The organism is Streptococcus sp. M143 (assembly GCF_000162495.1).
Classification (GTDB): Bacteria; Bacillota; Bacilli; order Lactobacillales; family Streptococcaceae; genus Streptococcus; species Streptococcus dentisani.
Genome location: NZ_GG730092.1, coordinates 118,251 through 144,315, shown reverse-complemented (window position 1 = coordinate 144,315; position 26,065 = coordinate 118,251). Strand labels below are relative to the sequence as shown.

Genomic DNA, 26,065 nt, shown 5'->3' with positions numbered 1-26,065 from the left:
TTATTCCTCCTTTCCCTTTTGTGTTTCGTAGATCTCACGGTAGACAGCATTGCTAGCCACCAAGTCTGCATGCCTTCCTTCTCCAATCAAGCGCCCTTGGTCCAAGACCAAAATCTTGTCTGCATGGACGACTGAACTGATTTTTTGAGCGATGATAATGGTTGTTGTCCCTTTCAGGTCTTTGTTCAAAGCTTCCTGCACGAGTCTCTCTGACTTGGCATCCAAGGCCGAAGTCGAATCGTCAAAAATCAGGATACGGGGATTGCTGACAATCCCACGGGCAATGGACATCCGTTGCTTTTGTCCACCAGAAAAGTTGGTACCACGTTCTTCGACCTGACTCTCAAATTTATTTTCCATGCGTCCAATAAATTCACTGGCTTGGGCGATACGTGCCGCACGTTCCAGTTCGGACACGCTGGCATTGCCTTTTCCTTGACGGAGATTATCTGCAATGGTCCCACTAAAGAGAATAGCACGTTGCAAGACGATGGAAACTGTTTTACGCAAGGTTCCCTCGCTGACGTCTCGAATATCCTTGCCACCAATCTTGATAGATCCCTCCTGTGGATCAAAAAGTCGTGGAATTAACTGGGCAAGGGTGGACTTACCTGCCCCAGTCGCTCCAACCACACCGACCATCTGACCTGGCGCAACTTCAAAACTTACATTCTTAAGCATGGGCTCTTCATCAGTAGGATAAGTGAAGGTCACATTTTCAAAAGAGAGACTTCCTTCTAGATCCTCATCTGGAAGATCCTTAAAAGTCATCGCTGGCTCGGTATCTAGAACCTCACGGATACGCATCATCGAAATCATAGCCCGACTGACAGAATTCCCTAAAAATCCAACCATGACGATTGTAAAGATAATTTGACTGAGATAGTTAACAAAGGAAGCAATAGAACCAACGACTGACGGATCCGACTGAGCCATTCCCGCAACCAACCAGATGGAGAGGAAAACCGCTCCGTACCCAATGAGCATCATAAAAGGTTCCACTACTGAAAAGGCATAACCAATATAAATATTTTGTCCCAGAAGCTCATCTGAGACCTCAGTAAACTTGTCAAATTGCTCTTTTTCCTGCACAAAGGATTTGACCACACGCACACCACGTAGATTTTCCTTGGCGATGGCATTAATTCGTTCAAGAAGGGTTTGAAACTTGGCGAAGCGCGGCCCCATCATTCCCATCATGATACCTGTAAGCGCAAAAATCAGCACTACCATAAGGACAATTACCCACCAAAGCGAAGGCAGGGTGTGAACCGCTAAGATAAAGGAACCGATAAAAAGCAAAGGAAGACGGAAAAGGATTTGGAAAACCATCATCACCATGTTCTGAATTTGGTTGATATCATTGGTCATGCGGACAACCAGATTCCCAGCATTAAACCGCTCAATGTTGGCATAAGAAAAGGTTTGGATCTTACGAAAAGCATCTTCCCGAAGATCCGAAGATACTCCCTGAGCGATATAGGCTGCAAGAATAACATTGACACCACCTGCAACCAGACCCACGAGGGCTACTCCTATCAACCATGCCCCAATACTATAAATAGCCTCATGTCGACCAGCCAGCAGAGCATCTAAAACCTCCTGCAAATAGCGAGGTTGCAAGAGCGAGCTCGCAACCATCAAGCCTGTCATCACAAAGGATGCCAAGGCTTGCCATTTATAGGCTTTAATTTTTTCAATCAGCATACTTCCTCCTAATCAGATAGACAAAAGGGAGTGACGAAATTCGCCAGCTCCTCTCATTCTTTCATGTTGATGCTATTCTAGCAAAAAAGAGGAATCTTGTCAAAGGCGTTTTCTTATTATAAATTAGTGCGCTTTCACTCGCAAGTAATGCATGAAAAGGCTTTTTATGGTAAAATGAAAAGAAGAACTCTTAAAAGGAGGAGAAGATGAAGAAACAAACCATCGCTGTCTTGGGTCCTGGTTCTTGGGGAACTGCCCTTTCGCAGGTCCTAAACGACAATGGACACGAGGTTCGAATTTGGGGAAATATTTCTGACCAGATCGATGAAATCAATAACCAACATACAAACAAACGCTATTTCAAAGACATCCTACTCGACGAAAACATCAAGGCCTACCATGACTTGGGAGAAACATTGAAAAATGTAGACGCTGTTTTATTTGTTGTCCCAACAAAAGTAACGAGACTGGTTGCCCAACAAGTAGCAAAGGTACTCGATCACAAGGTTGTCATCATGCATGCCTCCAAAGGCTTGGAACCAGATAGTCACAAACGCCTATCAACCATTCTGGAAGAGGAAATTCCAGCTGACCTCCGTAGTGACATCGTCGTTGTTTCAGGACCTAGCCACGCTGAGGAAACCATTGTACGCGACATTACCTTGATCACTGCAGCCTCTAAAGACCTTGAAATTGCTCAGTACGTTCAAAATCTCTTTAGCAATCACTACTTCCGCCTCTATACCAATACAGATGTTATCGGGGTTGAAACCGCTGGTGCTCTCAAAAACATCATCGCAGTTGGGGCGGGTGCATTACATGGTCTAGGGTTTGGCGACAATGCCAAGGCAGCCATCATCGCACGTGGCTTGGCAGAAATCACCCGTCTAGGGGTCGCTCTTGGAGCTAATCCTCTGACTTATAGCGGTCTTTCTGGAGTTGGTGATTTGATCGTAACGGGGACATCTGTCCACTCTCGTAACTGGAGGGCAGGTGACGCTCTCGGTCGTGGAGAATCTCTCGCAGACATCGAAGCCAACATGGGCATGGTCATCGAAGGCATTTCAACGACTCGAGCAGCTTACGAATTAGCTCAGGAATTAGGTGTCTACATGCCAATCACACAAGCCATTTACCGAGTCATCTACGAAGGTGTCAATATCAAAGAAGCAATCACTGACATCATGAACAATGAATTTAAAGCAGAAAACGAATGGTCTTAGACCCTTATAGAAAGGAACATTATGAAACAAAAAGTCAGAAAAGCAGTCATCCCTGCCGCTGGATTGGGAACTCGTTTCCTCCCTGCAACTAAGGCCTTGGCCAAGGAAATGTTACCAATCGTAGACAAACCTACCATCCAATTTATCGTTGAAGAAGCCCTCAAATCTGGAATCGAAGATATCTTGGTTGTTACAGGTAAGTCAAAACGTTCTATTGAGGACCATTTCGACTCAAACTTCGAATTGGAATACAACCTCAAAGAAAAAGGGAAAACAGATCTTTTGAAGCTAGTTGATGAGACAACTGGCATGCGCCTGCATTTTATCCGCCAAACTCATCCACGCGGTCTCGGAGATGCTGTTTTGCAAGCCAAAGCTTTCGTCGGAAATGAACCTTTTGTCGTGATGCTTGGGGATGACTTGATGGATATCACTAATGAAAAGGCTGTTCCGCTCACCAAACAACTCATGGATGACTATGAACATACCCACGCGTCTACTATTGCTGTCATGCCAGTCCCTCACGATGAGGTATCTGCCTATGGAGTTATTGATCCACAAGGCGAAGGAAAAGACGGTCTTTACAGCGTTGAAACCTTCGTTGAAAAACCTGCGCCAGAAGACGCTCCTAGTGACCTTGCTATTATTGGACGCTACCTCCTCACACCTGAAATTTTCCAAATCCTCGAAAATCAAGCTCCAGGTGCAGGAAATGAAATTCAGCTGACAGATGCAATCGATACCCTCAATAAAACACAACGTGTATTTGCTCGTGAGTTCAAGGGAGCTCGTTATGATGTCGGAGACAAGTTTGGCTTTATGAAAACATCCATCGACTACGCTCTAAAACACCCACAAGTCAAAGATGATTTGAAAGATTACCTCATCCAACTCGGAAAAGAGTTAGCTGAGGGGAAATAGAAGAAAAACAAAGCTCTTAATTAAGGGCTTTTTTGTTGAAGCTTGCAATAAAAAAAGCCATCTTTGCAGATGACTTATTAGCAACCGAATCGGTGCTTGCATTTAACTATTCCATCCCTACACATAGCTCATTCCCTTATAGAAAAGGAAAACGGCTAGTGCGACAAAAAGTACAGTTGCTCCGATTCGCTGGCTGGTACTGTACATCCTTCTCTCCCATTTGACTGGAAAGATGACTGCTAGAAAAGCACCGCCTACTGCGCCACCAATATGCCCTGCTAGGCTGATTCCTGGAATCAGAATACTTCCAATGATATTTATCACGAAAAGCGTCAGGTAGGATTGCCCTAACTGCTGGATATAGGGGTTGCGAGTTGCGTAGCGCAAGACGATAATCGCAGCAAATAGTCCGTAAAGAGAAGTGGACGCTCCTGCTGCTAGGACTTTCGGTGTGAAAGCAAAAACAAAGAGGTTGCCCATCATTCCTGATAAGATATAAAGAAAAAAGAACTGCCTGGATCCGAAAATCTCCTCCACCTGTCGCCCAAGAAAGTAAAGTGAAATCATATTGACAATGAAATGCTCCCATCCAATGTGCACAAATATAGCCGAAAATAGGCGCCAAATCTGCTCTGGGAACAGGCGAATGATCGGTCCATACATAGCTCCAAACTGAAAAAGAGTTTTTACTTGATCAAAGTTGATACCCGTAGTAATCAGCATCAAGAGAAATACCAAAGCTGTCACTAGGAGGAAAAAACTCGTCACAGGGTAGCGTTTATCAAAGATTTCCTTCATAGATTAGCACCTCCTGGACGGGAATATCGTGATCTTCCGAGTTGAAATTCTGGATTTGACAAGGATAGATTGTGCTCATAGTATGCCCAGCAAAATTCTCCAGATAGCGGTCGTAGTAGCCTCCACCATATCCAATCCGATAGCCCTCTGTTGTAAAAGCCAAGCCCGGAACATGAATTAAATCAATCTGAGACGGTTCCACCACTTCCAAGTCTCCTTGCGGTTCCAGTAAACCAAAGGAAGTTTTTACCAACTGCTGCGGATCATAGACCACAAACTCCATGCGCCCCTTGGGATAGGTTTTGGGTATCAGAACCTTTTTGCCCTCCTTCAGCGCCTGCTTGATCAATCCTTGCGTTTGAAATTCATGAGGGAAGGAGAGATAGGTTGCGATGGTTTTGGCTTCTTGGTAAAAGGAGTGATTCAAAAATCGTTCTGTTAAAACTCGATCCATAGCCTGTTTTTGCTTCTGAGATAAAGCCTTCATTTCTTGCAAGACTTGCTTGCGTAGTTCTGCTTTCATAGACAACACCTCTACTCCGCCGCCTTCTTTTGAAGAAAGCTAGAGACCGCTTCCACCCCGATGGCTAAGGCCTCTTCCTTAGGACTCATCTGAGGATGATGAAGGGCGTAGGGACTATCAATACCTAGCCAGAACATAACGCCATCAACTTTTGAAAGGAGGCAACCAAAGTCCTCACCTGTCATAGCAGGCTCTATATCAGTCAATTCAATTCCCTCTTTTTCTTCAAAGAAGTCCATCAGTTCACGCGCCAAGGCTGGATTGTTCTCAACAGGCAGGTAGCCCCCTTGTTTGAGTTCCACTTCTACTTCCATACCAAAGGCTGCCGCAACTCCTTCTGCGACTGTTTTGACTCTCTTTTGTACCAAAAGGCTCATTTCCTGGGTCAAGGCGCGAATAGTTCCATGTAAAAAAGCTGTGTCTGTGATGACATTGTTGGTTGTTCCAGCTTGGAAAAGGCCAAAGGTCACCACCGCTCCCTCGATGGGGTTGACATTGCGGCTGACAACTGACTGCACTTGGGTTACAAAGTAACTAGCAGCCACCAAGGCGTCATTGGCTTCATGCGGAAAAGCTGCGTGTCCTCCTTTTCCTTTGAAACGAATTTTCACCTCACAGGTCCCTGCAAAGAGAGTGTGTGTATTGGTCGCAATCTGTCCGACCTTCAGATCCGGACGAACATGAAGGCCATAGAATTGGTCTGGTAGCCAGTCCCCAAAAGCGCCGTCCTCATACATGAGCATCCCACCAGCTTCATTTTCTTCAGCAGGCTGAAATAGAAAGAGCAGATTATTCTTGGGTTGTCCCTCAAGTGCACGCTCGAGACAGCCTAAGGCAATGGTCATATGAAAATCATGGCCACAGGCATGCATGCGACCTTGGTGCTGAGAGGCAAAAGGCAGTCCTGTTTGTTCGACGATAGGCAGGCCATCAATATCTGTTCGCCAACCAATGGTTCGTTCCGGCTGACTTCCCTGCAAATAAACCAAAATACCTGTCCGCCAAGTACGAACTTGAACAAAGTCCTTGCCCGCAGTCAATTTCTCAATCACATCCAGCAAATAAGCCTGAGTCTCGAACTCCTCCAAGCCAATCTCTGGAATCTGGTGCAAATCTCGTCGAGTCTGAATCAAATCTAACATCTATCGATCCTCCTTTTGATAGAAGAAAGAGGCTGGAAAAAGGGTTCCGCCTCTTTTTTACTTTTGCAATTACAAGGTACGAAGCGCATCCTCAAGCGCTGTTTTTTGTTGGGTTTGGGCATCAATTTCTTTGATGATACGAGCTGGAACACCTGCTACTACAACGTTTTCTGGAACATCTTGGGTAACAATAGCTCCTGCTGCAACAACTGAACCACTGCCGATTTGCACCCCTTCGATAACCACTGCATTAGCACCGATAAGAACATTGTCTCCGACACGGACTGGATCTGCACTAGCTGGCTCAATCACACCCGCCAAAACTGCACCTGCACCAACGTGACTGTTTTTCCCAACGATAGCACGGCCACCAAGGATGGCACCCATATCAATCATGGTTCCTGCACCGATTTCAGCACCGATATTGATAACTGCTCCCATCATGATAACAGCATTGTCACCGATTTCCACTTGGTCACGGATAATAGCACCTGGCTCGATACGAGCGTTGATAGCACGTTTATCTAGCAAAGGAACTGCCGAATTACGAGCATCTTGCTCGACAACATAATCTTGATTTTCTACCAAACCTTCGAGAAGCGGAGCGACGTCCTTCCAGTCTCCGAATAAAACATTTCCTAATTTGACAACAGAGCTAGGTAGAGCAGTTGCGAGTTGTCCTTCAAAGGTTACTTTGACACTGGTTTTCTTTTCAGCATTGGCGATAAATTGGATAATCTCTTGAGCGTTCATTTTTGTAGCAGTCATAGGCGCCTCCTGGTTCGTTATAATGATACCTATTCTACCAAAAAAGGCCTCAAATTTGAAGCCTTAAGCACTCGAACAGAACATTTTACCTTTCCTTCGTTTCCTCTATTGATAAGAAAACCATTGGGACGATAATCAAAATCATAGCCAAAGCTAGAAAACCATCCAAAACCATACCTAGAAATAGCACACTTAACAATGCGGAAGATAAAGGTTCACTGGCACTCACAACTGACACAACTAACGGTGAGACGAGTAGCACAGCCTTCATCGAAAGGAAAAAAGCAAAAGCCGTCCCAAACACAGCAATAGTAAAACAAATCAAAAGGCTCGTCACATCAAGTTGGAAGGTAATCTGATGAATAGGATAAAGAAAATTGCTAAAAACACCTGCTAGCAACATCCCCCAACCAACGGTTGGCACAAAACCATAGTCACGTGCAAAACGCTGAGGCAGGATAACGTTGAACATAACCCCTACAGCACTGAGGAGTCCAGTGATCAAAGCTAAGGGAGTCATGGATAACTGGGACAAATCTCCTTTTGTGGCCATCAAAAAAACACCTAGCATGGCAATCAAAACATAGAGAATGGCTGTGATAGAAGCCTTCTTTTGATAGACGATACGATTATAAAACAAGATAAAAACTGGACTGATAAATTGCAAAATCGTTGCTGTCGTCGCATTGGAATACTCAACACAGAGATAAAAGAAAAACTGCACAGAAAAAATACCTAGAATAGCATAGGCTAAAAAAGGCAGATAATTTTTCTTGTCCCGCCAGATATCCAATAACTGGGTGCGTAACTGAAAGGCTGATAAAACTAAAACCAAACTCCCTGCCACTAGCAAGCGCATGGAAGTGATCCAGCCAGACGACACCTGATAATGGGCGAAAAAATATTCTCCTAAAATACCACAAATTCCCCAAATCAGACCTGACAACAGTGAATATAGAGTTCCCTTAAAAATCTTCTTTTGATACTTATTCATTCTCCTATTGTAACACGAAATGAAAAAAGAAAAAAGTAGCATGAAAAAATATTATTGAATGAATCATGCTACTTTTTTATTCTATCGATTTGATTGATTTGAGCGAGTTGATGAGCTTGTTCCCGAACTGCTACTTGAGCTTGGGAGAGTTGGGGTAGGAAGAGTGGGTAAACTTCCTAAAATGCTCTTCCAAGCATTTTGATAATCGGCATCGCTCCCTCCGATGGCAAAGCGGTAAGTGGTTACTGGCGCCCCTTCTTTAGTAGCCCAATAGCTCGTTACTGTAGAACCTGAAACGGTGACTTCTTTGCCATTGATTGTGACCTTGCCAGGTTTCTCTCCTGTCGATTTGAGGACTTGAGACTTGGTCACGCTTGGATCTAGACTAAAGCGCTCATTTCCCCATATGCCAGGTTCGGCTTGCTGGATAGCATTGACCAAGTGAGCCATATAGTTGGCATTTCGGTAGTGGCCTGCTCCTTTGGCTAGTGGTCGGTTGTCGTCGTGACCTAACCAGCCACCCAAAGTCAAGCGAGGTGTAGAAAGCATGAGCCACATATTTTCATCTTCATTGGTCGTACCAGTCTTTCCAATCCAGTCGGCACGAGCCAGACTTGGGTTGATAGAGGCCAAATCAGTCTGAAAGCTTGACGTAACTCGAGATGAAATGACATCACGAAGTAGACTTTGCATGATGGTCGCTGTCGCTTTTGAATAAACTTGTACAGGTTGACTTTTATGTTCATAAATCACTTGTCCCGTCGTCGATTCGATCTTGGCAATCATATGTTTCTTGTGGTAGACCCCATTATTAGCCAAGGTCTGATAACCATTGGTATGCTGGGCGACTGTAACATCAATCCCCCCACCCATCGGCAGACTTTCAATGCCATATTCTGGGATTTCATAACCCATTTTTTCCATATAACCCTTGACATCAACACCCTTCTCCCGAAGCGTACGATAAGTCCAGTAAGCTGGGATATTCCATGAGTAGTTAAGGGCTTCTCCCAATGTCATCATCCCTGTACCAGGACTATTGACATACATGATGGGATTGCCGTTTGCAAAGTTTGTCGGATAGTTAGACAAGATACTTGCGCTTCCCATCAAACCTTGGTCAATCGCGATACCATAGGCCAGTATAGGCTTAGTGGTTGAAGCTGGAGAACGCTTGGTGTCAATAGCGTGATTGTTCTGATTTTCTTGGTAATTACGACCACCAACAAAGCCAAGAATGGCTCCTGTTTGGTTGTCCATGAGGACATTCCCTACTTCGGGCTGGCCTGTCGAATCATCTAGCAGATAGCCATAGGTCGCAACCGCATTTTGCATTGCGGTATGAACGTTTTTATTAATGGTAGTGGTAATTTTATAACCACCGTTTTCAATTTCCTTGGTTGCTAGGTCATGATAAGCTTTCTGGATAGACTCATTCTTTAACTCTTGAGCAGAGACATGATCTCTCTCAACTAGATAATCATACATCCGATCTGTAGCTTCTGCCAAGGTTGCAAAGTAAAGATAGTCGCGTGAGCTTCCGTTGACACTACCTGATGGTAGAAAGTCTTGCTTAAAGTCATAATCCTTGTACTTGTCGTAATCTTCTTGGCTCAGAGCACCTGTCCGGTACATATTATAGAGGACGTCCTTGGCACGCTTGATTCCCAAAGCCATATCCTCATCACTCTTCATACTACCATCAGATTCATAAGGGGAATAACTAATCGGACTCTGTGGCAAGCCTGCGATAAAAGCCGCTTGAGGGACCGTTAAGTCCGAAGCTTTGACTCCAAAGATTCCTTCTGCAGCCTGCTGGGCACCTGCAATATTTTGACCTTTATGATTGCGTCCAAAAGGAGCAATGTTAAGGTAGGTTGTTAAAATTTCATCCTTACCCATAGCCCGTTCTAAAGCTAGAGCATCAATAATCTCTTTGGCCTTACGAGCTAGAGTGGGAGCATCCCCTACCACTTGCTGCTTGATAACCTGCTGGGTCAAGGTCGAACCACCACTGGACGACCCTAGACCGACAAAGGTTCCCAAGGTCGCACGAATAACGGCCTTAGGCACAACTCCCTTGTGCTCGTTGAAATGCTCGTCCTCTGTCGCAATGATAGCCTTCTTAAGATTATCCGAAATAGCACCTGAAGCGACTGAAGTGCGCAACAAATCGCCCTCAATCGAAGCAATGGTACTGCCGTCAGAATAAGTGATTTCTGAGATAGAGGCAATATCCTTCACTTGTTTGACCAACTCTTCTGCTTGAGGAATCTGAGTCTTATCAAATAGAGCAACCCCATAACCCATAGCCACACCAGCTCCAAAAAGGCCACCGATAAAACCTAGAATAAAGAGAGTGTTGAAAACTACTTTAAAGCCACTCAAAACCTTAGCCAAAATAGACCCAACCCTTCTGACTTTGTCAGAAGAAGCCACTTTCTTATCAATCTTTTTACTTGCTTGTTTTTTCTTCCATATGGCAGATAGTTGCTGGAAAAAATACAACAACTTCGTTTTTAATTCATTGTTTCTTTTTTTCATGAATGTCCTCACTTCCTTTATTATACCATAAAAGGGAAACTTTCAATAAAATAGCCACTTTCTTCCCTATTCTACTAGGCTATTGTCCGAGTTTGTGATACAATAGGTAGAAACAATATTTTAAAAAGGAGAAAAGACACATGCACATTTTTGATGAGCTAAAAGAGCGTGGTTTGATTTTTCAAACGACTGATGAAGAAGCTTTGCGTAAAGCCCTAGAAGAAGGTCAAGTCTCTTATTATACTGGCTACGATCCAACTGCTGACAGCCTTCACCTCGGTCACCTTGTCGCAATCTTGACAAGTCGTCGTTTGCAACTAGCAGGTCACAAACCTTATGCGCTCGTTGGCGGTGCTACAGGTCTCATTGGAGATCCGTCCTTCAAAGATGCTGAGCGTAGTCTCCAAACAAAAGACACGGTAGATGGCTGGGTCAAGTCTATCCAAGGACAACTGTCTCGTTTTCTTGACTTTGAAAATGGGGAAAATAAAGCTGTCATGGTCAACAACTACGACTGGTTTGGCAGCATCAGCTTCATTGACTTCCTCCGTGATGTAGGAAAATACTTCACTGTCAACTACATGATGAGTAAAGAGTCTGTTAAAAAACGGATCGAAACAGGGATTTCTTACACAGAGTTTGCCTACCAAATCATGCAAGGGTACGACTTCTTTGTCCTTAACCAAGACCACAACGTCACCCTACAGATCGGTGGCTCTGACCAATGGGGAAATATGACTGCTGGTACAGAGTTACTTCGTCGTAAGGCTGACAAGACTGGTCACGTTATCACCGTTCCCCTTATCACTGATGCGACTGGTAAGAAATTTGGTAAATCAGAAGGAAACGCAGTCTGGCTCAATCCTGAAAAGACTTCTCCATACGAAATGTACCAATTCTGGATGAACGTCATGGACGCTGACGCTGTTCGCTTCTTGAAAATCTTTACTTTCTTATCACTTGATGAGATTGAAGACATCCGCAAACAATTTGAAGCAGCTCCACACGAACGCTTGGCTCAAAAAGTCCTCGCTCGTGAAGTGGTGACTCTTGTCCACGGAGAAGAAGCCTACAAGGAAGCCCTTAACATCACTGAGCAACTCTTTGCAGGAAACATCAAAAACCTTTCTGTTAAAGAACTCAAACAAGGACTTCGTGGAGTTCCAAACTATCAAGTACAAGCAGACGAAAATCATAACATCGTAGAACTTCTCGTATCATCTGGTGTGGTTAACTCAAAACGCCAAGCACGTGAAGACGTCCAAAACGGAGCTATTTACGTAAACGGCAACCGCATCCAAGACCTTGACTATGTCTTGAGTGATGCAGATAAGTTAGATAACGAACTAACTGTTATCCGTCGCGGGAAGAAAAAATACTTTGTATTGACTTACTAAACTCTTCAACATTTACCTATAAACAAAGGAGTTAACCTCAAGAAAGGTAACTCCTTTTTTCTGTTAATAACTCTCATCTATCTATTTTTAATAGACAGACTACGCAAGACAATGCGCAAGGTTGTTAGATTATGTAAGATAGAGAGATTTGAAGGACTGAGCCAATTAAATAAGCCAAAGCCAATCAAACTACTATTTACGACAATGGTATCTTGAATATTCTTCTTGATGAGTATTTGCAAAGATGATGATAGCGAATCCAACTCTTGGAAGAAATCCAAGCGATTATCTAACAATAAGATATCACTCATCTGCTTAGAAATATCTGCGCTCTCATTCATCACCACACCGATATCTGATAGGGTTAGAGCCGCTGAGTCATTCAACCCATCTCCAACCATCAAAATAGTATGACCTGCTTTCTGCAGTTCCTCTACTAACTCAAATTTCCCATCAGGTTTCAAGTCTGTATAGACCTGATCAAACGGCAAATCTTTTACTAATTCCTCTGTCCTAACCAGGGTGTCCCCTGTGGCCAGAATCAATTTTTTCCCTTGTGCCTTAAGTTTCTCCAAGGCTACTTTTGCTTCTTTTCTCAAAGGAGTATGAATGCAGAACATTCCAATCAATTCATTCTGATAAGCTAAGAATAAGAGATTGTAGTGACTCTTGTACTCTTCAATTAAAGCATTTTGCTCCGAACTGATATGAATCTGCTCATCCTGCATCAAGACATAATTTCCAATAAGAACTGGTTGCCCATCAATATGGGACTTAATTCCCTTGCTTGCAATATATTGGAGTTTCCCATGCATTTCCTCATGTTCAATCCCCTCTATCTCAGCTTGCTTGACAATGGCATTAGCAATAGGATGATAAATGTGTTCCTCAAGACAGGCACTGATTCTGAGAATATCTTCCTCGCTATAGTCCCCAAAAGGTAACACCTTTTCAACTATAGGATAGCTAGTTGTGATTGTTCCTGTCTTATCAAACAAGAAAGTATCAACTTCCAGATATTTCTCTAGAACATCTCCATCCTTAATCACCATTTCACGGTTCAACCCCTCTTTGATAGCTGTCAAATAAGCTACAGGAGTAGAGATTTTCAAAGCGCAGGAGAAATCGACCAATAGGAATGAAATAGCCTTAGAAAAAGAGCCCGTTAATAGGTAAGTCAGACCAGCCCCCAAGAAATTATATTTGACGACCTTGTCCGCCATCTTGATGAAATAGCGTTGTTTCGTTTTCTTATTTTCTTCAGATTTCTTCATCAACTCAATCAGCTGTAAAATACGGCTGTTCATCTGATTATCGGTTACACGAATGCGTAGCTCCCCAGTCTCCAAGACTGTGTTTGCACAAACCAAATCAGACTCTCTTTTTTCAACTGGAAAACTCTCTCCCGTCAAGGAACTTTCGTTGACCATACCTAAACCTGAAACTACTTGTCCATCAAACAGAATTTCATTTCCTTGAGATAGGACCAAGACATCTCCTATTTGAACATCGGAACTCTTGATACTAACGACCGTATCACCCTGTACCAAGAATACATCGCTTTCTTTTGCAAGAAGGCTTTGTTCTAAATCTGTTGCAGTTTTTTTCAAGGACCACTGATCTAAATGATTCCCCAAATCAAGCATAAACATGATGTTGCTGGCAGTCTTAGATTGGTTCATAAACAAAGACAATAAAATCGCCGAACAGTCCAAGACCTCCATCGTTAGTTCCTTACGCGCTAGTGTTTGATAGGCTTCTTTAACATAGCCAAAAGCCTGATAACAAGTCCATATATAGCGAATAGGAGACGGCACAAGACTACGAAAAAGCACACGCTTAATCGCTGCACCTGAAACGATAGAATAGGCACTCTCTTCTCTACGAACAGGAAGAGTCATCAACTCAGAAACTTTCCCTTTATCAATTCTTTTTAAAAAGGCTTCTGCATTGTCTAATACAGAGAAGCCTTCTTTTATACGTAGGGTAAAGTGCTGTTGATCCATGTAAAACTGGATAGACTCAATTCCCTTCTCATCTCTCGCCAAGGAACGAAGATAGTCTTGAATATCTAAGGTGAGTGAAAAAGAAGATGATAGTCGGATATGTTGATATCCTCTATATAGCACTTTAAAAGACATATTATTCTCCTATAAGGCTATCTAATTGCTCTTCTTTTTTCTCTTGCTCATACAAATATTTAGCATCTTGCAAAACATCGTCTCCATGTTGCTTCACAACAGAAACAGATGCATCTAGCTCATCTTTAAACTTGTAAGCCTTAGCCAAAGCTTTAGAATAACCTTTTTTAGCTTCCTTACTTGCTAAGATTTTCAAACCAAGGGTACCAAATGCGACACCACCCAAAAATAATGAAGATTTTTTCGCAACTTTTGCAACGGTTAGTACTTCTTTTAACATACTTATTTCCTCCTTATCATTATTATATAGCAATTTAGATATAAAAGCAATTTCATTTTATAAATTGAAGAATTAGTTTTATTTCTACTGAATCTCCCATCTACTTACTCCTGAAGTTGCTTTCACTTGTCTCTTTTGATACACTTAAACTATGAATACAAACCTCAAACCCAAACTCCAGCGTTTTGCTTCTGCGACTGCCTTTGCCTGTCCTATCTGTCAAGAAAATCTGACCTTGGTAGAGAGCAGTCTCAAGTGTAGCAACCGCCATTCTTTTGACCTGGCAAAATTCGGCTATGTCAACTTGGCTCCTCAGATCAATCAATCTGCCAACTACGACAAAGAAAACTTTCAAAATCGCCAGCAAATTCTTGAAGCTGGTTTTTATCAGGCTATTTTAGAAGGTATCTCGGACTTACTAGCAACTAATCCATCCGCAAAAACAGTCTTGGATATCGGCTGTGGCGAAGGATTCTACTCTCGCAAGCTCCAAGAAAGTCACTCTGACAAAACCTTTTACGCCTTTGATATTTCCAAAGATTCCGTTCAAATCGCTACCAAAAGCGAACCCAACTGGGCAGTCAATTGGTTCGTTGGAGACTTGGCCCGACTTCCTATAGAAGATGCCAGTATGGATATCTTGCTTGATATCTTCTCGCCTGCCAACTATGGAGAATTCCGTCGCGTTTTATCCAAAGACGGTATTTTAATCAAGGTCATCCCAACTGAAAATCACCTCAAAGAAATCCGTCAAATGGTGCAGGACCAGCTGACAAAGAAGGATTATTCCAACCAAGATATCAAAGAACATTTCCAGGAACACTTCAGCATCCAATCTCGTCAGATTGCTTCCTTAACAAAACCTATCACAGCAGAGCAACGCCAAGCTTTGCTTGCTATGACGCCTCTCCTCTTTCACGTTGATCAAACCAATATTGACTGGAGTCAGTTGACTGAGATTACCATTGAGGCAGAGATTTTGGTTGGGAAAGCACTGTAAAAAAATTTTTCAGATAAGACAAAACCCGCACCTTCAAGGTACGGGTTTAAATTATGTAATTATTGGTTCAAGTGCCAGATATCTTCGTTGTACTGAGCGATTGTACGGTCAGATGAGAAGAAACCTGCTTTAGCAATGTTGACGATAACTTTATCCAACCATGCGTCACGGTCTTCGTAGTCAGCAAGCATTTGCTCTTTCACCTTGATGTAGTCTTCCAAGTCAAGGAGAGTCATGAACCAGTCTTTGTTGATCAATTCGTTGTAAAGACGTTCCAAGCGTTCTTTCTTACCTACTGCAAGAACAGCATCGCTCACGATGAAGTCAACCAATGGTTTGATAGCTTCACGGGCATAGAATTCGCTTGACTTGTAAGCTGCTTTTGCGTAAAGGTCGATAACAGTTTCTGAATCTTCACCAAAGATGTAGATGTTTTCGTCGCCAACCAATTCAGCAATTTCCACGTTAGCTCCGTCCATAGTACCAAGAGTCAAAGCTCCGTTCAACATGAATTTCATGTTACCAGTACCTGAAGCTTCTTTAGAAGCAAGTGAGATTTGTTCTGAGATGTCACATGCTGGGATGAGGAAGCTTGCTGCAGTAACGTTGTAGTTTTCAACCATTACGACTTGCAAGTGTGGAGCTACAGCTGGGTCGTTAGCAATCACTTCTGACAAGCAAAGGATCAAGTGAATGATGTCTTGAGCGATTGTGTAGGCAGGAGCTGCTTTACCACCAAAGAAGACTGTGATTGGACGAGCAGGGATGTTACCAGCCTTGATGTCAAGGTATTTGTGGATCACATACAAAGCGTTCATTTGTTGGCGTTTGTACTCGTGAAGACGTTTGATCTGGATATCAAAGATAGAGTTTGTATTGATCTCCACACCTTGGTGTTCTTTCAAGTGACGAGCCAATTTACGTTTGTTGTGAGCCTTGATGCTTTCCAATTTTTCTTTGACAGCAGCCTTGTCTTCGTATGACAAAAGTTTTTCAAGCTCATCCGCTTCATGGTGCCAACCACGACCAATGATCTCATCCAAGTAGTGAGACAAGCTTGGGTTAGCATGCATGAGCCAACGACGGAAAGTGATACCGTTTGTTTTGTTATTGAATTTTTCTGGGTAGATGTCGTAGAAAGCTTTCAACTCTGAGTTTTTCAAAATCTCAGTGTGGAGAGCCGCAACCCCGTTTACGCTGTATCCATAGTGGATATCCATGTGAGCCATGTGGACACGTTCGCTCTCATCGATGATTTGAACAGCTGGATCTTTGTATTCTGCTTTCACACGGCGGTCCAATTCTTTAATGATTGGTACCAAGTGAGGAACCACTTCTTCCAAGAATTCAAGAGGCCATTTTTCAAGGGCTTCAGCAAGGATTGTGTGGTTAGTGTAGGCAGTCATGCTACGTACGATTGAGATTGCTTCATCAAGTTCGATACCACGCGCAGTCAAGAGACGGATCAATTCAGGGATCACCATTGATGGGTGAGTATCGTTGATTTGTACAACTGCGTAGTCCGCAAGGTCATGCAAATTGCTTCCTTTTTCGATTGCTTCGTCGATGATTAATTGTGCACCGTTTGAAACCATGAAGTATTGTTGGAAGATACGGAGCAATTCACCTTGCTTGTCGCTGTCGTCTGGGTAAAGGAAGAGAGTCAAGTTGCGAGCGATATCTGTCTTGTCAAAGTTGATACCATCTTCGATGATAGAAGAATCAACTGAATCCAAGTCAAACAAACGCAAGCGGTTTTTAGTAGCTGTCTTGTAACCAGGTACATCGATATCATAAAGAGTAGATGTCAATGTGAAGTGTGCAAATGGCACTTGGTAGCTACGGCTTGAGCGAACCAACCAGTTTTGCTCTGTCAACCAAGCGTTAGGAATCGTTTCTTGTTGGTTGTTTTTAAGAACTTGTTGGAAAAGACCGAAGTGGTAGTTCAATCCAACACCGTCACCATTCAAACCAAGTGTAGCGATTGAGTCGATAAAGCAGGCTGCCAAACGTCCCAAACCACCGTTACCAAGTGATGGTTCCAATTCTACTTCTTCAATTTCGATCAACTCTTTACCTGCAGCTGCAAGTTCTTTTTTCACATCATCGTAAAGACCAAGGTTGATCAAATTGTTTGACAAGAGTTTACCGATCAAGAACTCAGCTGAGATGTAGTAAACTTTTTTCTTACCAGTGTTGACTGGTTTTTGGCTGCTAGCAAGCTTGCTGTAGTTGAGAAGAGCAAGGTAAAGCTCTTCATTGCTACATTCTGCAATGGTTTTATTGTAACGCTTTTGTACAAATTCGTTTAATGGTAACATGTTTATGTGTCTCCTGATAATGTCTTATTTCTTTAATTTTACCAAATTTTCATTGATTCGGCGATAAATTGTAGTCAAGTCAAGCAAAGTTTCTTCAACAGCTGGTGTGAGTTGGTCTGCTGTCATACGCCATGACCAGTTTCCGCCAAGAGTAGATGGGAAGTTCATACGAGCTGACTCATCTAGTTCTAACAAGTCTTGCATGGTTGCAATAGCCATGAAGCTAACGGATGAAAATACTGTGCGAAGCATTGCGTGTGGCACTGTTTCGTACTCTTTACGGTTCGTGTAACGAGCCATGTATTCACGAGTTGGATCATCGATCTCATTACGGTACCAACCAAGAACAGTGTTGTTATCGTGTGTTCCTGTGTACATAACAGAGTTGGCAGGTGCCAAGTGCGGGCTATCGATACTTTCGTCTTCTGGGTTGAAGGCGAATTGAAGAATCTTCATTCCTGGGAAGCCAGTACGTTCACGCAACTCGATCACTTCATCTGTCATGAAACCAAGATCTTCTGCAATGATGTTTAGCTCACCAAGCTCTTCCTTAACGGCTGCAAAAAGCTTGTAGCCTGGACCCTTCACCCATTTACCAGGTGCTGCTGTATCGGAACCAGCAGGAATTTCCCAGTAAGATTCGAAACCGCGGAAATGGTCGATACGAACGATATCATAGATCTTGAAGCTTTCGCGCAAGCGTTCAACCCACCATTTGTAACCGTCTTTGTCCATCGCTTCCCAGTCATAGATTGGGTTCCCCCAAAGCTGACCAGTGGCAGAAAACTCATCTGGTGGGCATCCTGCGATGCAAGTTGCTTTACCATTGGCATCTGTCTTGAAGAGATGTGGATTTGCCCACATGTCGCTTGAATCTTCCGCTACGTAGATAGGCATGTCACCAACGATTTCGATGTGGTTATCGTTAGCGTAGGCTTTCAATTTCAACCATTGTTGGAAGAAGAAGTATTGAGTCACACGATGGTAAACCAACTTGTCTGCCAATTTCTCACGGTAGCTTTCAAGTGCTGAAGCTTTACGCGCACGAGCATCTGCATCTGGCCATTCTGTCCAAGCAAGATTGTCAAAATGCTCTTTAATCGCCATATACTCTGCAAAGAGTTCAAGCCATGATTGGTTGTCTTGAGCAAACTTCTCAAAATCTTTGACATCACCCACTTCCAAGAAGCGTTTAACTGCTTTTTCTAAAAGGGGACGACGTGCGTAGTAAATCTTCGCATAGTCAACTTCAGATGCATCACTACCAAAGTCAACACCTTCAAGGTCACTAGCTTCGAGCAAGCCTTGCTCTACCAAGATATCAAGGTCGATAAAATGCGTATTTCCAGCAAAGGCTGAGAATGATTGATATGGAGAATCTCCATAGCTTGTTGTCCCAAGAGGGAGGATTTGCCAGTAACGTTGCTTCGTACGCACCAAGAAATCAACGAAATCATAGGCAGTCTGGCCAAATGATCCAATCCCATATGCTCCTGGTAGAGAAGAGATGTGCATCAACACACCACTTTGACGTTTCTTCATAATTGCACCTCATGTGTTTGTTATAAAACGTCGCGCAATCAAGGCGCAAACGTTTGCGTTAAGTTAAGTATAGCGCATTTTAAACACAAATGCAAGCGTTTTTAAAAAATTTTTTTGAATTATTTTAATCAACCAAAACTTGTTCCCATTGATATTTTATGAAATGAGCGAAAAATTTTTTAAAAATTTTCTGATTTAAGATAATTCATTCCAAACATCTGCTCTATTTTCTGAAAAATCGAGCCAAATTTACGCAATCGTTTTCCTAATATATTTTCAATTCAAGAAAAACAAATATTTTAAGTTCTTTCTTATATTAGGGCTTTAACAAATGTTTGAAACCTTAAAAATTTTTAAAATTTTTTCTAAAAATACTTGCAACCGTTTTCTGTTTGTGCTATACTAGGCACATAAAAGAAAACGTTTGCGTTTTCTCATTAAATTATTTTTGTTATTCTTTAGGAGGAATACACTATGTCATCTAAATTCATGAAGAGCGCTGCTGTGCTCGGAACTGCTACTCTTGCTAGCTTGCTCTTGGTAGCTTGCGGAAGCAAATCTGCTGATAAAGCGGCTGATACTAACTCTTCAGAAGCAAAAGAAATCACTTTCTACGTCGAAGACCAATATAAAGCCTTTGCTGAATCAGCTGCAAAAGCTTACGAAAAAGAATCTGGCGTAAAAGTTACCATCAAAACAGGAGACCAAATGGGTGGTCTTGACAACCTTTCACTTGACAACCAATCTGGTAAAGCTGCTGACGTTATGATGGCTCCATACGACCGTGTAGGTAGCCTTGGTACTGACGGACAACTTTCTGAAGTTACTCTTGGTGACGGAGCGAAAACAGACGATAAAACAAAATCTCTTGTAACTGTTGGTGGTAAAGTGTATGGTGCTCCAGCCGTTATCGAATCACTCGTTTTGTACTACAATAAAGACTTGCTAAAAGAAGCTCCTAAAACTTTTGCTGATTTAGAAAACCTTGCTAAAGATAGCAAATACGCTTTCGCTGGTGAAGATGGTAAAACAACTGCCTTCCTTGCTGACTGGACAAACTTCTACTACTCATATGGACTTCTTGCTGGTAACGGTGCTTACGTATTCGGCCAAAACGGTAAAGATCCTAAAGACATCGGACTTGCAAACGAAGGTGCCATTACAGCTATCAACTACGCTAAATCTTGGTACGAAAAATGGCCTAAAGGTATGCAAGATACTGAAGGAGCTCCAAACTTAATTCAAACTCAATTCCAAGAAGGTAAAACTGCTGCTATCATCGATGGACCTTGGAAAGCTCAAGCATTCAAAGATGCTAAAGTAAACTACGGTGTTGCGACTATCCCAACTCTTCCAAACGGTAAAAACTACGAAACATTCGGTGGTGGTAAAGCTTGGATCATTCCATCAAGCACTAAGAACCTTGAAGCTGCTCAAAAATTTGTAGACTTCCTTGTATCAACTGAACAACAAAAAGCCTTCTACGATGCAACCAACGAAATCCCAGCTAACACAGAAGCTCGTACTTATGCTGAAGGTAAAAAAGATGAGTTGACAACAGCTGTTATCGAACAGTTCAAGAACGCTCAACCAATGCCAAACATCTCACAAATGTCAGCTGTTTGGGACCCAGCTAAAACAATGCTCTTTGAAGCTGTAAGTGGTAAAAAAGATGCGAAAACAGCTGCTAACGATGCTGTAACATTGATCAAAGAAACAATCAAACAAAAATTTGGTGAATAATTGATTTGTTCAAGGGGGGTGGAAGTGAAATCCCCCTTTGAATGTATAGATGCGCTTCTCATCAGATATGCGTATCTTGCGATTGAACCCGAGTTTTATCTCGCATCCTATGAAAGGAGTAATCATGGAAAAACAACAGCCTCGCAAAGCAGCCTTGCTGTCAATCATTCCTGGTTTAGGACAAATCTATAACAAACAAAAAGCTAAAGGATTTATTTTCCTTGGTGTTACTGTTTTATTTGTTCTGTATTTTCTAACACTTGCAAGCCCTGAATTGAGCAATTTGGTCACACTTGGTGTGAAACCTGGTCGTGACAATTCACTTTTCATGCTGATTCGTGGTGCTTTTCACTCTATCTTTGTTGTCGTTTACTTGCTCTTTTATATCTTTAATATCAAAGATGCACATACGACTGCTAAACGTATCAACAACGGTATTCCTGTAGCTCATACCTTCAAGGATATGATTAAAGGTATTTATGAGAATGGATTCCCATACCTTTTGATTATCCCATCGTATGTAGCGATGACATTTGCGATTATCTTCCCAGTTATCGTAACCTTGATGATTGCCTTTACCAACTATGACTTCCAACACTTGCCACCAAACAAATTGTTGGACTGGGTTGGTTTGACGAACTTCACAAACATCTGGAGCTTGAGCACCTTCCGTTCAGCCTTTGGTTCTGTTCTTTCTTGGACCATTATCTGGGCCTTGGCTGCCTCTACCTTGCAGATTGTCATTGGTATCTTTACAGCAATCATTGCTAACCAACCATTTATCAAAGGAAAACGTATCTTCGGTGTTATTTTCCTTCTTCCTTGGGCAGTTCCAGCCTTCATCACTATCTTGACATTCTCAAACATGTTTAATGATAGTGTTGGTGCTATCAACACGCAAGTCTTGCCTCTTTTGTCTAAGGTCCTTCCTTTCCTAGATGGAGCTCTTATCCCTTGGAAAACAAATCCAACTTGGACTAAGGTTGCCTTGATTATGATGCAAGGTTGGCTAGGATTCCCATACATCTACGTTTTGACCTTGGGTATCTTGCAGTCTATTCCTAACGACCTCTACGAAGCGGCTTACATCGATGGTGCCAATGCTTGGCAAAAATTCCGCAACATCACTTTCCCTATGATCTTGGCTGTTGCAGCACCAACATTGATTAGCCAATACACCTTCAACTTTAACAACTTCTCTATCATGTACCTCTTCAATGGTGGAGGTCCTGGTACTGTCGGAGGCGGAGCCGGTTCAACTGATATCTTGATTTCATGGATTTACCGTTTGACAACAGGTACATCTCCTCAATACTCTATGGCGGCAGCTGTTACCTTGATTATCTCAATCATTGTCATCTCTATCTCTATGATCGCATTCAAGAAACTACACGCATTTGATATGGAGGACGTCTAAGATGAATAACTCAATCAAACTCAAACGTAGACTGACTCAAACCCTCACTTACCTCTACTTGATTGGCCTATCAATCGTGATTATCTATCCACTTTTGATTACCATCATGTCAGCCTTTAAAACAGGTAACGTCGCAGCCTTTAAACTCGATACCAACATCGACTTTAATTTTGATAACTTTAAAGGACTCTTTACGGAAACTTTGTACGGTACTTGGTACCTTAATACTTTGATTATTGCCTTTATCACAATGGCTGTTCAAACAAGTATCATCGTACTTGCAGGTTACGCCTACAGTCGTTACAACTTCTTGGCTCGTAAGCAAAGTTTGGTCTTCTTCTTGATTATCCAAATGGTGCCAACCATGGCCGCTTTGACAGCCTTCTTCGTTATGGCGCTTATGTTGAACGCCCTTAACCATAGCTGGTTCCTCATCTTCCTCTACGTTGGTGGAGGTATTCCGATGAATGCTTGGCTCATGAAAGGTTACTTCGATACCGTGCCAATGTCTCTTGACGAATCTGCGAAACTAGATGGTGCAGGACACTTCCGTCGCTTCTGGCAAATTGTCCTTCCGCTCGTTCGCCCAATGGTAGCTGTACAAGCTCTCTGGGCCTTCATGGGACCTTTCGGGGACTACATCCTCTCTAGTTTCTTGCTTCGTGAGAAAGAATACTTTACTGTTGCCGTTGGTCTCCAAACCTTCGTTAGCAATGTGAAAAACATGAAGATTGCCTACTTCTCAGCAGGTGCTATCCTCATCGCCCTTCCAATCTGTATTCTCTTCTTCTTCCTACAAAAGAACTTTGTTTCAGGACTTACAAGTGGTGGCGACAAGGGATAATTTATCCCCGCCACCCTTTTTTCATTTTGGAGCTTGTTGCTAAAGTTAAAAGATTAGACACACTTCTACAAATCCTATTAAAACCATCCTTTCAATAAGGAATTGATTTGCTAGACTTGAAATAAAGTACATTTCTCTATATAATAAAACTCATATAGAAAACACTCTTAGAAAGATGCCTATGCTTCCATATCCATTCTCGTATTTTACTAGTATCTGGGGATTTCGTAAGCCCCTATCAAAACGTTTCGGCCTCAACTGGTTTCAGCTTCTCTTTACGAGCATTTTCCTCATCAGTTTGTCTATGGTTCCAATTGCCATTCAAAACAGTTCACAGGAAACGTATCCACTGGATACTTTTATCGATAATGTATACACTCCACTGACAGATGAAGCCATCATGGACTTGTCAGAGAATGCACAAATCGTAGATGGAAAGCTGAACTACTTAGGCACTAAGAATCAGCAGCCTTCTCTTTTGATTGGTCCAAGCCAAAGCAAGGAATTGCCAAAGGATCTGCAACTTCATTTTGATACTGAAGAACTCATCATCAGCAAAGAAAGCAAGGAACTGACTCGCATTCGCTACCACGCGATTCAAACGGATAGTTTCCAGAGCAAGGAAAGTTTGACCCAGGATATTTCTAAAGACTGGTACCAACAAAATCGGGTCTATATCAGTCTCTTTCTTGTCCTTGGTGCTAGCTTCCTCTTTGGATTGAACTTCTTTATTGTGTCTCTTGGGGCTAGTCTTCTCCTTTATATCACCAAAAAATCACGCCTCTTTTCATTTAGGACCTTTAAAGAGTGCTACCATTTTATCTTGAACTGTTTAGGATTACCAACTCTGATTACGCTTATTTTGGGACTTTTTGGCCAAAATATGTCAACCCTTATCACTGTACAGAACATTCTTTTTGTTCTTTATCTGGTCACTATTTTTTACAAGACACATTTCCGTGATCCAGATTATCATAAATAGGAGATTTTTATGCCCGTTACGATTAAAGATGTGGCCAAGGCTGCAGGTGTCTCACCTTCAACCGTAACCCGCGTTATTCAAAACAAATCAACAATTAGTGATGAAACCAAAAAACGAGTTCGCAAGGCTATGAAGGAACTCAACTACCATCCCAATCTCAATGCTCGTAGTCTAGTTAGCAGCTATACTCAAGTTATCGGTTTGGTATTGCCTGACGACTCGGATGCCTTCTACCAAAATCCTTTCTTCCCATCTGTCCTACGAGGGATCGCCCAAGTCGCATCTGAGAACCACTATGCTATTCAGATTGCAACTGGTAAAGATGAGAAGGAGCGTCTCAATGCCATCTCACAAATGGTCTATGGGAAACGTGTCGATGGTCTGATCTTCCTCTACGCTCAAGAAGAAGATCCACTAGTGAAGCTCGTAGCGGAAGAACAGTTTCCTTTCCTCATCCTTGGAAAATCCCTCTCACCCTTTATCCCACTTGTCGACAATGATAATGTCCAAGCCGGCTTTGATGCGACAGAGTATTTCATCAAAAAGGGCTGCAGCAGAATTGCCTTTATCGGAGGAACCAAGAAACTTTTCGTTACACAAGATCGTCTAAAAGGTTACGAATTGGCACTCAAACAACATCAACTTCCAATTGATACCAACCTGACCTACTTTGCAAATGAATTTCTAGAAGAAAAAGGTTATCAATTCAGCAAACTCCTATTTAAGCATGATCCGCAGATTGATGCCATCATCACAACCGACAGCCTTTTGGCTGAAGGGGTTTGCGACTACATTAGTAAGCATCAGTTAAATGTTCCCGTCTTAAGTTTTGACTCTGTCAATCCTCGACTCGACCTAGTAGCCTATGTCGATATCAATAGTCTGGAACTTGGACGAACATCATTTGAAACGATTTTGCAGATTATCAATGACGCGAAAAATAATAGACAGATTTGTTACCGTCAGTTGATCGCCCACAAAATTATCGAAAAATAAATACCAGCTCCAGTGAACTGCACCCCAAAAGTTAGACAGAAAAAATCTAACTTTTGGGGTGTTTTTATTATGAAATTGAGTTATGAAGATAAAGTTCAGATCTATGAACTTAGAAAACAAGGATATGGCTTAGAGAAGCTTTCAAATAAATTTGGGATAAACAATTCTAATCTTAGATACATGATTAAATTGATTGATCGTTACTATTCTCCTGAATTAAAACAAGAAATGATTAATAAAGTCTTACATGAAGGCTGGACTAAAGATAGAGTTTCTCTTGAATACGGTCTCCCAAGTCGTACGATACTTCTTAACTGGCTAGCGAAATACAAGAAAAACGCGTATACTATTGTTGAGAAAACAAAAGGGAGACCGCCTAAAATGGGACGTAAGCCAAAGAAGAAACCTGAAGAACTGACAGAATTAGAACGTCTTCAAGCAGAAAATGAGTACCTGAGAGCGGAGAATGCCATTCTAAAAAAGTTGAGAGAACTCCGATTGAAGGAGGAAAAAGAGACAGAAGAAAAACGGAAATTGTCCGAGGATTGGTAACAGAGTTTTCTTTAGACATTCTCCTAAAGATTATTAAGCTTGCCCGTTCAACCTATTATTACCACTTAAAACAGCTAGATAAACCAGATAAGAATCAAGATATTAAAATTGAAATTCAGTCAATTTATCATGAGCATAAAGGAAATTATGGTTATCGTCGGATTCACTTAGAACTAAGAAATCGTGGTTATTCGGTCAATCATAAAAAGGTCCAACGTCTGATGAAAGTA

General features: G+C 42.2%; 20 protein-coding genes and 1 pseudogene. 10 read left to right on the top strand and 11 right to left on the bottom strand.

The window, feature by feature from the left end; genetic code table 11:
- Entirely contained in the window at positions 1 to 1,707 is a 1,707-nt protein-coding gene (locus HMPREF0850_RS04210) for an ABC transporter ATP-binding protein (protein ID WP_000904375.1), read from the bottom strand.
- Between the two features lie 206 nt (positions 1,708 to 1,913).
- Between HMPREF0850_RS04210 and HMPREF0850_RS04205 the strand changes: the two genes are divergently transcribed.
- Both HMPREF0850_RS04205 and galU read left to right on the top strand, forming a co-directional pair.
- The gene (locus HMPREF0850_RS04205) at positions 1,914 to 2,930 is read left to right on the top strand and encodes an NAD(P)H-dependent glycerol-3-phosphate dehydrogenase (protein WP_000745031.1); all 1,017 of its coding nucleotides are present in this window, start codon (positions 1,914 to 1,916) and stop codon (positions 2,928 to 2,930) included.
- A 21-nt stretch (positions 2,931 to 2,951) separates the two neighbouring features.
- The gene (gene galU / locus HMPREF0850_RS04200) at positions 2,952 to 3,851 is read left to right on the top strand and encodes a UTP--glucose-1-phosphate uridylyltransferase GalU (protein WP_000811026.1); all 900 of its coding nucleotides are present in this window, start codon (positions 2,952 to 2,954) and stop codon (positions 3,849 to 3,851) included.
- 117 nt (positions 3,852 to 3,968) lie between these two features.
- Here the strand turns inward: galU and HMPREF0850_RS04195 are convergent, their stop codons facing one another.
- The 6 genes from HMPREF0850_RS04195 to pbp1b all read right to left on the bottom strand — a co-directional run bounded on the left by HMPREF0850_RS04195 (position 3,969) and on the right by pbp1b (position 10,620).
- Positions 3,969 to 4,649 carry a rhomboid family intramembrane serine protease gene (locus HMPREF0850_RS04195; RefSeq protein ID WP_000658468.1) on the bottom strand — a complete coding sequence of 227 codons (681 nt, stop codon included), beginning with the start codon at positions 4,647 to 4,649 and terminating at the stop codon, positions 3,969 to 3,971.
- Positions 4,633 to 5,172 carry a 5-formyltetrahydrofolate cyclo-ligase gene (locus tag HMPREF0850_RS04190; RefSeq protein WP_000642765.1) on the bottom strand — a complete coding sequence of 180 codons (540 nt, stop codon included), beginning with the start codon at positions 5,170 to 5,172 and terminating at the stop codon, positions 4,633 to 4,635. The genes HMPREF0850_RS04195 and HMPREF0850_RS04190 overlap by 17 nt, the downstream gene beginning before the upstream one ends.
- Before the next feature lie 11 nt (positions 5,173 to 5,183).
- The gene (locus HMPREF0850_RS04185; RefSeq protein WP_000885076.1) at positions 5,184 to 6,314 is read right to left on the bottom strand and encodes an N-acetyldiaminopimelate deacetylase; all 1,131 of its coding nucleotides are present in this window, start codon (positions 6,312 to 6,314) and stop codon (positions 5,184 to 5,186) included.
- Positions 6,315 to 6,383: 69 nt separating this feature from the next.
- Complete coding sequence (gene dapD, locus HMPREF0850_RS04180; protein ID WP_000127455.1) at positions 6,384 to 7,082, bottom strand: 2,3,4,5-tetrahydropyridine-2,6-dicarboxylate N-acetyltransferase; 699 nt, start codon at positions 7,080 to 7,082, stop codon at positions 6,384 to 6,386.
- A gap of 85 nt (positions 7,083 to 7,167) precedes the next feature.
- Positions 7,168 to 8,076 (bottom strand): DMT family transporter, encoded by a 909-nt coding sequence (locus HMPREF0850_RS04175; protein ID WP_001046351.1) that lies wholly within the window; start codon positions 8,074 to 8,076, stop codon positions 7,168 to 7,170.
- An 81-nt stretch (positions 8,077 to 8,157) separates the two neighbouring features.
- A complete protein-coding gene (pbp1b, locus tag HMPREF0850_RS04170; RefSeq protein ID WP_000747131.1) occupies positions 8,158 to 10,620 on the bottom strand; it encodes a penicillin-binding protein PBP1B in 2,463 nt (820 codons plus the stop codon).
- A gap of 140 nt (positions 10,621 to 10,760) precedes the next feature.
- Here pbp1b and tyrS point away from each other — a divergent pair, with 140 nt between their 5' ends.
- Positions 10,761 to 12,017, top strand: coding sequence for a tyrosine--tRNA ligase (gene tyrS, locus HMPREF0850_RS04165; protein ID WP_000546899.1), 1,257 nt, complete (start codon positions 10,761 to 10,763; stop codon positions 12,015 to 12,017).
- Positions 12,018 to 12,094: 77 nt separating this feature from the next.
- Here the strand turns inward: tyrS and HMPREF0850_RS04160 are convergent, their stop codons facing one another.
- Together HMPREF0850_RS04160 and HMPREF0850_RS04155 are read right to left on the bottom strand one after the other, a co-directional pair.
- Positions 12,095 to 14,158, bottom strand: coding sequence for a heavy metal translocating P-type ATPase (locus HMPREF0850_RS04160; protein WP_000008812.1), 2,064 nt, complete (start codon positions 14,156 to 14,158; stop codon positions 12,095 to 12,097).
- Between the two features lies 1 nt (position 14,159).
- On the bottom strand, positions 14,160 to 14,438 hold the full coding sequence (locus tag HMPREF0850_RS04155; RefSeq protein WP_000910908.1) for a DUF6110 family protein: 279 nt from the start codon (positions 14,436 to 14,438) through the stop codon (positions 14,160 to 14,162).
- A 151-nt stretch (positions 14,439 to 14,589) separates the two neighbouring features.
- On the opposite strand from HMPREF0850_RS04155, the gene HMPREF0850_RS04150 reads away from it, so the two are divergent.
- On the top strand, positions 14,590 to 15,438 hold the full coding sequence (locus tag HMPREF0850_RS04150; protein WP_001095529.1) for a putative RNA methyltransferase: 849 nt from the start codon (positions 14,590 to 14,592) through the stop codon (positions 15,436 to 15,438).
- Positions 15,439 to 15,497: 59 nt separating this feature from the next.
- On the opposite strand, the gene glgP is transcribed toward HMPREF0850_RS04150, so the two are convergent.
- Positions 15,498 to 17,759, bottom strand: coding sequence for a glycogen/starch/alpha-glucan family phosphorylase (glgP, locus tag HMPREF0850_RS04145; RefSeq protein WP_000937162.1), 2,262 nt, complete (start codon positions 17,757 to 17,759; stop codon positions 15,498 to 15,500).
- A 24-nt stretch (positions 17,760 to 17,783) separates the two neighbouring features.
- The gene (gene malQ, locus HMPREF0850_RS04140; RefSeq protein WP_000747312.1) at positions 17,784 to 19,301 is read right to left on the bottom strand and encodes a 4-alpha-glucanotransferase; all 1,518 of its coding nucleotides are present in this window, start codon (positions 19,299 to 19,301) and stop codon (positions 17,784 to 17,786) included.
- Between the two features lie 474 nt (positions 19,302 to 19,775).
- On the opposite strand from malQ, the gene HMPREF0850_RS04135 reads away from it, so the two are divergent.
- The 6 genes and pseudogenes from HMPREF0850_RS04135 to HMPREF0850_RS04110 form a co-directional block, all read left to right on the top strand.
- A complete protein-coding gene (locus tag HMPREF0850_RS04135) occupies positions 19,776 to 21,044 on the top strand; it encodes an extracellular solute-binding protein (protein WP_000095450.1) in 1,269 nt (422 codons plus the stop codon).
- Positions 21,045 to 21,168: 124 nt separating this feature from the next.
- On the top strand, positions 21,169 to 22,461 hold the full coding sequence (locus HMPREF0850_RS04130) for a sugar ABC transporter permease (protein WP_000414945.1): 1,293 nt from the start codon (positions 21,169 to 21,171) through the stop codon (positions 22,459 to 22,461).
- 1 nt (position 22,462) lies between these two features.
- Entirely contained in the window at positions 22,463 to 23,305 is an 843-nt protein-coding gene (locus HMPREF0850_RS04125) for a sugar ABC transporter permease (RefSeq protein ID WP_001065653.1), read from the top strand.
- Positions 23,306 to 23,486: 181 nt separating this feature from the next.
- Positions 23,487 to 24,287: a DUF1189 domain-containing protein gene (locus HMPREF0850_RS04120; RefSeq protein ID WP_000938259.1), complete on the top strand. Its 801-nt coding sequence runs from the start codon at positions 23,487 to 23,489 to the stop codon at positions 24,285 to 24,287.
- A gap of 9 nt (positions 24,288 to 24,296) precedes the next feature.
- The gene (locus HMPREF0850_RS04115) at positions 24,297 to 25,283 is read left to right on the top strand and encodes a LacI family DNA-binding transcriptional regulator (RefSeq protein ID WP_001145432.1); all 987 of its coding nucleotides are present in this window, start codon (positions 24,297 to 24,299) and stop codon (positions 25,281 to 25,283) included.
- A gap of 69 nt (positions 25,284 to 25,352) precedes the next feature.
- Positions 25,353 to 26,065, top strand: a pseudogene (locus tag HMPREF0850_RS04110) (IS3 family transposase); the annotation flags it as partial.